General features: G+C 28.1%; 8 protein-coding genes. 4 read left to right on the top strand and 4 right to left on the bottom strand.

Annotation, left to right across the window (positions count from 1 at the left end; all coding sequences use genetic code 11):
- Window positions 1–100: 100 nt before the first annotated feature.
- On the top strand, window positions 101–1,666 hold the full coding sequence (locus MBCUT_RS04070) for an AAA family ATPase (RefSeq protein WP_067259192.1): 1,566 nt from the start codon (window positions 101–103) through the stop codon (window positions 1,664–1,666).
- Window positions 1,667–1,850: 184 nt separating this feature from the next.
- Here the strand turns inward: MBCUT_RS04070 and ribB are convergent, their stop codons facing one another.
- Together ribB and MBCUT_RS04060 are read right to left on the bottom strand one after the other, a co-directional pair.
- Window positions 1,851–2,516, bottom strand: a complete 666-nt coding sequence (gene ribB / locus MBCUT_RS04065; protein WP_067259190.1) for a 3,4-dihydroxy-2-butanone-4-phosphate synthase — start codon at window positions 2,514–2,516, stop codon at window positions 1,851–1,853.
- Window positions 2,517–2,621: 105 nt separating this feature from the next.
- A complete protein-coding gene (locus MBCUT_RS04060) occupies window positions 2,622–3,005 on the bottom strand; it encodes a DUF120 domain-containing protein (protein ID WP_067259188.1) in 384 nt (127 codons plus the stop codon).
- A gap of 385 nt (window positions 3,006–3,390) precedes the next feature.
- Between MBCUT_RS04060 and tfrA the strand changes: the two genes are divergently transcribed.
- Window positions 3,391–5,037: a fumarate reductase (CoM/CoB) subunit TfrA gene (gene tfrA, locus MBCUT_RS04055; protein WP_067259186.1), complete on the top strand. Its 1,647-nt coding sequence runs from the start codon at window positions 3,391–3,393 to the stop codon at window positions 5,035–5,037.
- A 154-nt stretch (window positions 5,038–5,191) separates the two neighbouring features.
- Here tfrA and MBCUT_RS04050 read toward each other — a convergent pair whose 3' ends face one another.
- Window positions 5,192–6,535 (bottom strand): amidohydrolase family protein, encoded by a 1,344-nt coding sequence (locus tag MBCUT_RS04050; RefSeq protein WP_067259184.1) that lies wholly within the window; start codon window positions 6,533–6,535, stop codon window positions 5,192–5,194.
- Between the two features lie 441 nt (window positions 6,536–6,976).
- Between MBCUT_RS04050 and hisG the strand changes: the two genes are divergently transcribed.
- Both hisG and MBCUT_RS04040 read left to right on the top strand, forming a co-directional pair.
- Window positions 6,977–7,840 carry an ATP phosphoribosyltransferase gene (hisG, locus tag MBCUT_RS04045; protein ID WP_067259182.1) on the top strand — a complete coding sequence of 288 codons (864 nt, stop codon included), beginning with the start codon at window positions 6,977–6,979 and terminating at the stop codon, window positions 7,838–7,840.
- Between the two features lie 280 nt (window positions 7,841–8,120).
- Window positions 8,121–8,903 (top strand): fumarylacetoacetate hydrolase family protein, encoded by a 783-nt coding sequence (locus MBCUT_RS04040; RefSeq protein ID WP_067259179.1) that lies wholly within the window; start codon window positions 8,121–8,123, stop codon window positions 8,901–8,903.
- 37 nt (window positions 8,904–8,940) lie between these two features.
- On the opposite strand, the gene leuS is transcribed toward MBCUT_RS04040, so the two are convergent.
- Window positions 8,941–11,817, bottom strand: coding sequence for a leucine--tRNA ligase (leuS, locus tag MBCUT_RS04035; protein ID WP_067259177.1), 2,877 nt, complete (start codon window positions 11,815–11,817; stop codon window positions 8,941–8,943).
- Window positions 11,818–12,086 lie beyond the last annotated feature (269 nt).

Genomic DNA, 12,086 nt, shown 5'->3' with positions numbered 1-12,086 from the left:
ACCATAACAATTATTAATTACTTATTTTTATTATTAATGATTATTATCATATTTTAATTAACAAAACAATTATTAAATATAGAAAATAGCTATTGGTATAATGATGAACATTGGATTAGCTTATATTAAAGGATCTCTTCCAGGATTTGAAGATTTTGGAAATCTTCCAACAAACATTGTAAAATCTAATGGCCTAGTAAATGGGATTAAAGCTCATAAAGTCTTAGATGGAATCATAATCCCTGGGGGAAGTATCATCGAAGCTAATTCTTTGGGATCTGATTTAGAGAAGGAATTAAAAAAAATAGCTAGTGAAGGTAAATTCATAATAGGAATATGCTCTGGGTTTCAATCATTGGCCAATCAAACTGATGTTGGAAGAAAATCTCCTTGCCCAATTATAAAAAAAGGAATAGGACTTCTCGATGTTGATTTTTCACCACTAATTAATAATGATAGGGTTGAAGCATATACTAAAAATGACTCTTTTTTAACACATAAAATAAAAGATAATATTCGTGGATTCCACTCTCATACATATGGTAATATTGAAAACAATGAAATACCAATAATTTATTCTAAACTAAGAAGAGCTAATTATTCTGATGTTGATAGTTCTGTTCTTTCTGGAGTTAGAAATGATGATGGTAATGTTATTGGAACCATGATTCATGGTATTCTTGATAATAATCCTCTTATTGTTGAAAATGTATTTAATTTTTTAGATGCTACTGGTGAAACTAAAAAGCAAATATTTGAAGATAATAAAAAAGTTAAAAAAGTTATTAAGACTGAATTAGCTATTAATTCTGGAATAGCTATTAATTATCCGGTAGTTATTAATAAAGGGATTGTTTCTACTAAGAAAATAGCTAATAATGATTTTTCTAAGTCTATACACAATTCCCATAATACTTGCGAAAATAATATCCCTCCAACTTTAATGATTGGAAGTACAGGCTCTGATTCTGGAAAAACTTTTATAACAACAGGAATAGCTGGAGCTTTAACAAAAAAAGGGTTTAAAGTAGCTATTTTAAAAGTTGGACCAGATGTTAGAGATACAATCCCAGCCCTTTACCTCACGAAAGGAAAAATGGAAGACTTTGCATCTATTAAGATAGGGCATTTGGGATGGATGGATATAGAAGAAACTTTAAAGAGAGTTAAAAAATTAGATTACGACTTCGTAGTAATTGAAGGAGTGATGAGTGTTTTCACAGGACTTTTAAATGAAAAAATACCCTATTCTGGTGTAGAAATAGCTATTTCATCAAATATTCCCCTGTTATTAGTTTCTGGAGTGAATAAGGGAGGAATTGAATCAGCAGCTATTGATTTAATTGCTCACAGCAAAATTTTGAAAGAAATGGGGGTAAATATCAATGGAATCATATTAAATAAAGTTTATGATATGAAAATATTTAATGAAATAGCTACATTCATAGAAAATCAGACTGGTGTTGAAGAAATATTAGCTATTCCTAAGATAAAACTTGATGAACGAAAAACAACACCAGAGGTAGAAATTAACTATGATGATTTTTCATTAGCTGCCCTTGATACAATTGAAAAATATCTTGATTTAGAAACAATAATTCAAATGATGCCTATTCCTAAATTTCAAGGATATCTATCTTTTGATGAAATAAAAAAATATTTTTAATCTTAATCAATAGTTCACACTTCATTTATTAATTGTTTTTATTGCTTTTTAATTTATTATTTATTATTTATTATTTATTATTTATTATTTATTATTTATTAATTGTTTTTGTTGTTTTTAATAGTTCATTTATCTTTTACTTAGCTATTTTTTCTTATAATGCATTTTTAAATAAATTAGCTACTTATTTTAGATATTCATCAATTACAATATTTCCATCTAAAAATACAAGATCATGTTCTTCTGCATATTTTTCAGCATCAGCTATTGTTCTGGCTTCTCCAGTTTTTCCATCCATCATTTCACATACAACTGTAACTGGAGTTATCCCTGCCATTTGAGCCATAGCTAATCCTATTTCTGTATGGCCTTGTCTATTTTTAAGCAAATTATTAGCTCCTCTAAGAAGAGATACATGGCCAGGAGATCTAAATTCTTCTCCAAATTCAGAAAATCTTTCTTCCTTACATAATTTTGCCATACTATTTATGGTTAATGCTCTATCATTATCGGTTATCCCGGTGAAAGTTTTTCTATGATTTGCCCAAATTGAAAATGAAGATCTTTCATCATAAGGAATATCATTTGGAATTAATTCTCCTAGCACTGGATATTTTTCAGTGGCTGCATTCATGATATCTGTCATAAATGGTAATTTTAATTTATCACAGAAATCTGGATGAATACAACAACAAATCAATCCTCCAGCATCCTCTCTCATAGTAGCTACTTCACGACCTGTAACGAATTCAGCTCCTATTATCATGTCTGTTTCACTTTCTCTCTTTTCATCATCAAACATAAGAATAAATTCACCATTTTGCAATGCTTTCAATGCTTTATTTAACATGATCTCACCTTTATCTGTATTATGGTAATTACTATTAATAAATTATTAATTATTTAATAAAATATATCTCCTGTAGTTATTATTTACTTATTTTATTGAAGAATATTAAAAATCAGTAATTTGAATCTTAACTTTATCTCCATCTTTTAAATTAAGTTTTTTCCTTAGATTATCTTCAGCTATAAATTCTAAATAATTTTCTTCATGAGTTGTTTTGTCAGGGAATACAATAGCTCCAGTTATACTATTTTCTAAGATAGCTTTAATATATTTAACACCACCAAATCCTTCATCTGATTTTATCGTGTTCTTAGAACTATTTTTTAATTTTTTAATATATTCTAACTTCTCTTCTGGAACAATGATATTTAATGTTCCAGGAAATGGAATAAAACCACATTTTTCATTGAATTTATTTTTATAGAACTCTTGTCCCAAAAAGTAGGCTCCTTTTCCATATCCTGTGGCAATATTTCCTTCAATTTTCATTTATATCATTAAATATATTTGTATAGTTAATTTATTTAGATTATGGGTATTTGTTTAGGATTTCTTATTTAATTATGATTATTTATTGATTGAGCTTATTAAATGTATTTGTATAGTTAATTTATTAAGATCATGGGTATTTATTTAGGATTTCTTATTAATTATAGTAATGATTATTTATTTAATTAGCATCATTTATTAATTGACTAATTTAATATTATTATTAATTTTATTATAAAAAAAACTATTGTTTTAAATTATTATTTTTAACTTTTTAACTATCTTCATTATTTTTTTAAAGTTTATATTAATTTTTAGAAAATTTATCTTTTGGCTGTCTAATTATCATAAAAATTAAATAAAGCTACTTCAATATATAATAATCATGGAAAGTAGGATTATTGAATCTGATGTGTTAATTATTGGATCTGGTGGAGCAGGGTGCCGTGCAGCTATTGAGGTATCAAATCAAGGATTGAAACCACTTATAATATCTAAAGGTCTTTCTTTCAGATCTGGATGCACTGGAATGGCTGAAGGTGGTTATAATGCCGTGTTTGCTTTTGTTGATAAAGAAGATACAAAAGATGTTCATTTTGAGGATACATTAAAGGGTGGAGGATATCTTAATGATCCAAATTTAGCTAAAATATTAGTTGATGAAGCTCCTGATAGATTAATTGATTTAGAAGATTATGGTGCTCTTTTTGATAGACAAGATTCTGGTGAATTGAATCAAAGACCTTTTGGAGGTCAAACCTTTAAAAGGACTTGTTTTCAAGGAGATAGAACTGGACATGAAATAATAATGGCACTTAAAGAAGAAATAATTAAGAGAGAAATAGCTACAATAGATGAAGTAATGATAACTTCTCTTGTTTTAGATAAAACCAAGTCTACTGTAATTGGAGCTGTAGGATTATATCTAAGAAACTCTAAAACTGTATTTTTCCAAGCTAAAGCAGTGATTTTAGCTACTGGTGGTGCAGGTCAATTATATCCTGTCACTTCAAACACATTTCAAAAGAATGGGGATGGCTTTGCATTAGCTTGGAATGCTGGTGCTGATTTAATTGACATGGAAGAGATTCAATTTCATCCTACTGGAATGTTTTATCCTGAATCTAGAAAAGGTATACTTGTAACTGAAGCTGTTCGTAGTGAAGGAGGAATTCTATTAAATAAAAATAATGAAAGATTTATGGGTAATTATGACGATAGAATGGAGTTAGCTACCCGTGACGTTGTCTCTAGAGCTATTTATAATGAAATTAGAGAAGGTCGGGGAAATGAAAATCATGGAGTTTATCTAGATGTGAGTCATCTATCAAATGAATTAATTGAAGAAAAACTTGAAACAATGCTTTTACAATTTTTAGATGTTGATTTAGACATTAGAAATCAGCCAATGGAGGTAGCTCCAACAGCTCATCATTTCATGGGTGGAGTTAAAATTGATGAAAATTGTAACTCTTCAATACCTAATCTTTTTGCTGCAGGTGAAGTTACTGGAGGAATCCATGGGGCAAATAGACTTGGTGGCAATGCATTAGCTGATACTCAAGTATTTGGAAAAAGAGCAGGAACATCTGCATCATTATCTGCAAAGAATACTGATTTTCAGATAAATGAAGAAGAAATCAAAAAAGAAGAGTCTAGAATCGAATCACTCATAAAAAAAGGGAATATTCGTCCGTTTGAAATAAAAAAAGCTCTTCAAACTTTGATGTGGAACAAAGTAGCTATTATTAGAAATGAAAATGGTCTTAAAGAGGCAATGAATGAAATAAATCTTCTAAAACAAAAGTTGAAAGATATGGATATAACTACTGAAACTCATTTTAATAAAGGATTACAAGAAGGATTAGAAGTTATTAACATGATTGAAATAGCTATACTTGTAGTTAAATCAGCTTTAATTAGAAAAGAAAGTCGTGGTGCTCATTTTAGAGAAGATTATCCTGAAACAAAATCTGAATGGAAAAAAAGTATTGTTATGAACAAAAATGAAGTGAAATTCATTGCTAGATAATTTTATTTTCTTTTAATTAATTTTTAGTGATTTATTTTCTTTAAATTAATTTTTTTTATAGTGATTTATTTTCTTTAAATTAATTTTTTTTTTTAGTGATTTATTTTTATTCAAATTAATTTATTTTTTTTTGCAGTGATTTATTTTCTTTAAATTAATTTTCAGCTTCTTTAGCTTCAATTAATTCTTTAATAGCTATATTGCCTTGTTGTAAAATATCAGCTTCATTTAACTTTGTTAGTTTTCTATTTTCCATTAATATTTCACCATTACAAATGGTTGTATGAACATTAGAGCCATTTGCAGAATAAACTAAATTAGAACTGATTTTTTTACTCATAGGGGTCATATTAGCACTATCAACATCTATTAAAATCACATCTGCTTTTTTACCCACTTCTATACTACCTATATCATTTTCTAATCCTAAAGATTTAGCTCCATTTAAAGTAGCCATCTTAAGAGCCATATCAGACGGAAGAGATTGAGGATTCATAGTATTGACTTTTTGAAGAAGTGATGCGAATTTCATCTCTTCAAACATGTCTAAATTATTGTTTGATGCAGCACCATCTGTTCCTAAACTTACACAAATTTTTTTTTCTAATAATTCATTTATTGGGGATATTCCTGAAGCTAATTTCATATTGCTGCACGGATTATGGGATATTTTAACATCTCGATTTTTTATAATATTCATTTCTTCTTTAGATAACCATACTCCATGGGCAGCTATTACATCATCACCTAAGAACTTAAGTTCCTCAAGATATTCAAAAGGCCTCTTACCAGTGGTTTTAAGAACATTTTCAACTTCTATCTGAGTTTCATTCATATGGATATGAATTCCAACATTATATTTATTGGCTTCTTTTCTCACTCTTTCTAATAGCTCTTTTGAAGCAGTTACTGGAGAATGAGGCCCAAAAAATGTTTTTATTCTTCCTTCTGCTTTATTATTACAATTTTTGATTAACTTGATATTTTCTTTAAATTCTTTTTCTCTTTTTTCAGGATCTCCAAAATCAATCATTCCATGGGATAAACATCCTCGAATTCCTGAATCTTTAGTTGCATTAGCTACATCTTCCATAAAAAAATACATATCATTAAATGTAGTAGTTCCGGATTTTATCATTTCAATTGCTGCTAAAATAGCTCCAGCATAACAATATTTTCCATTTAATCCAGCTTCTAAGGGCCAAATGTTATCCTTTAACCATGTTTCTAATGGTATATCGTCTGCTATACCTCTAAAAAGATTCATAGATATATGATTGTGTGTGTTAATGAGTCCAGGCATTAATATTTTGTTTTCACCATCAATTATTTTATTCACATCACTTGAGGATATTTCAGAGGATATTTCAGCTATTCTATCATTTTCAATCAACACAGACCCTTTAAATATTTCAATATGATCATGATTATTATTTTCATCGTTATCCTTAGGATTTAGAATTAAAACATTTTTTATTAGAATATTTTTTGTTTCCATATTATACACCACAAATAAAATCATGAAATTATTATAAGTTATTTATAATTTCTAAATATTTTTATAATTATAAAATTTTTTAAGATTTATTTATCAAATGATTATTTTAATCATGATATTATTTTTATAAATATATTTATTTATTAAGTGCATTAAATATTTAGTTACTAATAATTTATTATTAAAATAATATTGATTTTATAGTAAATTAAACTGTAATAATATTAGTTACTATTAATTATAGTATTAATTATAATATTAATTATAATCTTATTTATAAGATTAATAATCTTAAGATCAATGATGAACTCGATTGATTATAATTATAAGTTTAATACTAATTTTAATACTGAATCTACATATAATAAAATGAATCTACCATATCAATAAAAAATTCCAAAAAAGACTTATAAATCATGATTATATAAATGGATGAAAAAAATGAAGATCAAAATTGCTATACCTTCAAAAGGAAGAATCAGTAATCCTGCAATAGCTATTTTAGAAAAAGCTGGACTAAGACTCAAAGATTCAGGAAATAGGAAGTTATTTTCTAAAACTCATAATGCGGATATTGATGTGATGTTTGCTCGTGCAGCTGATATTCCTAGCTATGTAGAAGATGGTGTTGTAGATATGGGAATAACAGGGCTGGACTTGATTAAAGAAAATTCAGCTGATGTGGAAATACTTGCAGATTTAGATTTTGGTTCAACTTCTTTGGTTTTAGCATCACCTGAAGATTCTGATATAAATTCTATTGATGATTTAAAATCAGGGGTTGTTGTAGCTACTGAATTTCCTAATATTACAAATAGCTATTTGATGGCCAATGGAATTGAAGCAAGGATAGTTGAACTAAGTGGATCTACTGAAATAGCTCCTTTCATTGGAGTAGCCGATATAATAGCTGATTTAACTAGCACTGGAACGACTTTAAAAATGAATCACCTAAAAATAATTGATAATATTTTAGATAGTTCTATAAAATTAATAGCTAATACAAAGAGTTATAAGCAAAAGAAAAATCTAATTGAAAATGTAAAAATCAGTATGAAAGGAGTCATTGATGCAGACAGAAAAAAATTGTTAATGATGAATGTTTCTTCAGTTAATTTAGAAACAATAAAAAGTTTAATGCCTGCTATGGCTGGACCAACTGTATCTAAGGTATTATCCGATAAAGAGGATACTGTTGCTATTCAAGCAGTTGTAGATGAAGAAAAAGTTTTTAATTTAGTTCACAGTCTTAAAAATGCTGGTGCTCGAGATATTTTAGTTGTTCCAATTGAAAGAATCATATAAATATCATAGTACTCATCATATCAAATTAAGCAACTATTTATATTTATTTTAAATGATGTCAATTGATTCTCGTATATTTTTTAAAAACACTTGTTGATTTTCTATATTGCGATTTATTGTATACAAATTTTTTCTATTGTATATAATAAAAATGAATATTATTAAAAAATAGTTATTGAATGGTTATCTTTAAATCATTATAACTTTTATCTTTAAATCATTATAACTTAATTAACTTTCTTTAAATTATTTAAATTAATAAGTTTAGAAGGGTATAAAATTGAAATTTTTAAGATTTTTAGAAAATAATAAAATAAAAATAGGATACTTTGATGGTAAAAAAGTTGTGGAGCTTTCGGATTCAATAGAAAGCCTTCTAATTAATTGTCACAATTGGAAATATGTGGCTAAAAAGGTTCAAATGAGCTATTCTTTAGATGATATTCAATTTTTACCTCCTATAGTTCCCTCTAAAATTATTTGTATTGGCTTGAATTATAAGGACCATGCAAAGGAGTTAAATATGGAGATTCCTCAAGAACCAAGGATATTTTTAAAACCTCCAAGTGCAATTATTGCTCATAATGATTCTATTAAATATCCTGAAATGTCTGATGAAGTTGATTATGAAGCAGAATTAGCTATTGTGGTTTCTAAAGATGGTAAAAATATTGGGATTGAAGAAGCTCATGAATATATAGGGGGATACACCATTTTAAATGATGTTACTGCAAGAGATATCCAAAGAAAAGATGAACAATGGACAAGGGCTAAAAGTTTTGATACTTTCTGTCCTATTGGTCCAGTCATTGAAACAGAAATGGATTCTAAGAATCAAAACATTTCACTAACATTAAATGGTGAAACCAAACAAAATTCCAACACAAAAAATATGATTTTCTCTTCAGCAGAACTTATTGAATTCATATCTAATATAATGACATTGAACTCTGGAGATATAATATCTACTGGAACTCCTCCTGGTGTAGGTCAAATGAAAAGAGGAGATATTGTTAAAATAAATATTGAAGACATTGGAACATTATCAAATCAGTTAATATGACTACAACATTTCAATCCATCGATTTTTCATACTTTTATTATTCTAAATAAATAGCTGGTTTGTAAGGCATAGCGTTTCTAGCCTTATTTTCAGGATCATAGCTGTTATCTTCATGTATAATTATTTTTCCAGATATTTCTTCTTCAATGAAATCTTTAGCATCATTCAAGACAGCTATTTCATCAATTTTTCCAGTGTAATTAGTTTTTGTCATTTCTCTAGCTATTTTCTTTGCAAATTCAGAGAGTTCTTTTTTATCATCATGTAAATTTGCTTTCATGGATTTTCCTATTATTTGCCCAATGTCTGGTTTTCCAACTTCATTAGCTATTTCATAAATATCCCATTTCCAATCAGGGGATGGATAAATATGAATAATTTTTGGATCTACATCAACAATTTTTTTTATTTCAATGATGTCTTTAACCATATTTTGAATGATTTCTTCTGATTTTTGAACTACATCATTTATTAAGCATTCTTCAAATTGAGGCCATTCTTCTTCGATTAGGAAACCTTCTCCTCCATGAGTTTCCCATATTTCTTCACAGGTATGTGGTGTAAATGGGGCTAAAATTTTTATCCATGTCTTTAAGACTGTGGAAAGTACATAGATAATAGCTTCATCTTTTTTATCAAGAAGATGTTTCACTCGATACATGTAATGATCTAAATCCTTTTTAAGGAGGAAAAGAGAGTCTTGTAATGCTTTTCTTGTTTGGAATCCTTCTAAAGCAATTGTTGCATCTTTTAACCTTAAATTCAACTGACTCATCATCCAAAAATCAATATCTCTATTTAATTCAACTTTTTCAATAGAACTGATATTGATTGGAGAACCTTTGATTTTTTCAATTTTTTCAGCAAACTCAAAGAACCATTCAAGACGTCTTTTGGTCCCTTTCACTTCTTTTTCTCTCCAATCAAAGTCTTGCCATGGTTCAGCTGATGACATTAAAAATAATCGCACGACATCTGCACCATACTCTTCAATAGCTTGAGAAAGGATAATAACATTTCCCTTAGATGAAGACATTTTATTTCCCTCAAGTAATCCCATTCCAAAGACAACAGTTCCATTAGGCCAGTTTTTTTTAGGGAATATTGTTGCATGATGGAATAAATGGAAACTTAAATGATTCCCAACAAGATCTTTTGCAGATAATCTCCAATCCAATGGATACCAATAGTCGAATTCATCTTGTATTTCTTTAACTATTTCTTTATCAAATTTTATATCTTCTAAATCTTCTTCATTGTTTTGAGATGATTTATTTAAAAATATTTTATCAAAGAAAGCGTCATTTAATTTCTCAGCATCCATTTTTTTTAAGTATTTAGCTATTGTATAATAAGACATATATATGGTAGAATCAGTTAATGGTTCAATTAGCCATTGTTTATCCCATGGAAGTTTAGTTCCAAGACCAATCCTTCTTGAACATGCCCAGTCTTCTAACCATCCAATATAATATTCAAAATTCGATTTAACTTCAGGAGGAATAATTGTTTCTTGAGAAAGACAATCCCTAGTTTTTTCTTTCCATTCTTCATCTGAATATTTAAGGAACCACTGATCATCCATTATTTTAACTACACATCTGTTTCCACATCTACAGATAACTGGATGTTGTGAGAAATCATACATCATGCTAGCTTGTGATGCATTTATCATAGAGTTTCTGATTTCATCTCTTGCAATAGCCACTCTTTCTCCAGCATAATCTGGAATATGTGAACTAATAATTCCTTTTGAATGTTCTACTTTGTATAATTCGTTTGTAGCTTCTTCTAATTTCGGATCTTCTTGATTTTTAACTCTTAATCTTTCAATAACATCTCTAGCTGGAATATCACTGTATTTTTTAAGAGTAACCACATTAATAGGTTCTATATTAGCTACAGTTTCAACTAGATCATATTTTTTTAATAATTCTGCATTGTTTTTAAGATCCTGAAGAGCGATATAATCTGCTGGGGCATGTCCAGGAACAGAAAACACGCTTCCACTACCATATTCTGGATCAACAAAACTTGCTGGAAGTATGGGATGTAAGGTTCCTGTAACAGGATTTTTCACCATTTTACTGATTAGTGTGTTTGGGTCTATTTTTCCAATGATTTTTAAATCTTTAATTTGATTTGAAAGATTGTAATAAGCTTTTTCACTTATTATCCATGTTTCATCATTATTATTTACTTCAATGTATTCAACATCTGGATTCAACCAAAGATTGGTAGCTCCAAATATGGTTTCTGGTCTGAATGTAGCAGGAACTAGATACTTTCCATCAATTTCAAATTTAAGTAGAGTAAGCTCATTTATGGTTGCACTTTCTCCTTCTAAAAGATCATGATCTCCTACAGGGTTATCATCTTTTGGGCAATATTTAACTGCATGTTTTCCTTTTTTAACTAAATCCATAGATTTTAATTTTTTTAGTTGCCATTCTATGAATTTTTGATAGCTAGGATCTGTAGTTCTGAATTCTCTTCTCCAATCTATAGAATAACCCATAGCATCCATCACTTCATGATATTCATTACTGAAATATTTCACAATGAATTCTGGATCTGAAAGTTTAGATAAAGTATCTTTAGGAACTTTATGAACATTTTCATATAGATCCAGTGTCCAAGAATCTTTTTCTTTTATTCTACTAGCTATTCCTATAACTGGTGCACCAGTCACATGCCATCCCATTGGGAATAATACGTTGTATCCTTGCATTCTTTTGAATCTTGCATAAACATCAGGTACAGTGTAGGTTCTCCCATGTCCGATATGCATAGCTCCACTAGGATATGGATAAGCTACTGTTAAAAATAATTTTTCCCTTTCATCAGGATCTGATTGAAATAGTTTTGCATTTTTCCACTTTTCTTGCCATTTTTTTTCAATGTTCTTGCTCATTCAATCACCTGTAAATTTGTACTATTAATAAGATTATCTAATTTAAAATGCTTACTTTAATTAACTGACTCATTTTAAATACTACACCAATTAATTTTTGATAAATAATTAAGTTATTTAAAAATTTTTAATTAATAAGTTTCTTAAGATTTTTACATTTAATAATTATATTCAATATATAAATAATTATATTCAAATTATATTTTATAAATTTAGGTTATTATTTAGGTTATAAATTTAGATTATCATTTTAGATTATTTTTTTTAGG

Source organism: Methanobrevibacter cuticularis, assembly GCF_001639285.1.
GTDB lineage: Archaea > Methanobacteriota > Methanobacteria > Methanobacteriales > Methanobacteriaceae > Methanobaculum > Methanobaculum cuticulare.
Note: the sequence above shows the minus strand (reverse complement) of the source record. Positions and strands in the feature narration are given on the sequence as shown.